Origin of the sequence: Liquorilactobacillus vini DSM 20605 (genome assembly GCF_000255495.1) — a bacterium.
Classification (GTDB): domain Bacteria; phylum Bacillota; class Bacilli; order Lactobacillales; family Lactobacillaceae; genus Liquorilactobacillus; species Liquorilactobacillus vini.
This window is the reverse complement of record NZ_AHYZ01000116.1, coordinates 1-232: the sequence shown is the minus strand read 5'-3', so window position 1 is coordinate 232 and position 232 is coordinate 1. Positions and strand designations below refer to the sequence as shown.

The window sequence follows — 232 nt, the reverse complement described above, 5'->3', positions numbered from 1 at the left end:
TGACTGATCTCTTTTATAATTTTTTTTGCAGCTGATAAAGTAATCTGACATCCTAATTTGTTATAAACCTTATATCCATTATACTGATATGGGTTATGACTAGCGGTTATCATTACTCCAGCAGCAGCGTGAAAATCACGTACCAGAAAAGATAATTCCGGTGTAGGCCGATAAAAATCTGATAAATAAACTTTAATGCCCATTCTACTCAAAATCGAAGCTGTTTCCCAAG

At 34.5% G+C, this 232-nt stretch carries 1 pseudogene; it reads right to left on the bottom strand.

The annotated features are described in order from the left end of the window. Positions 1–203 (bottom strand): annotated as a pseudogene (locus ON15_RS07025) (phospho-sugar mutase); the annotation flags it as partial. Between the last annotated feature and the right edge of the window lie 29 nt (positions 204–232).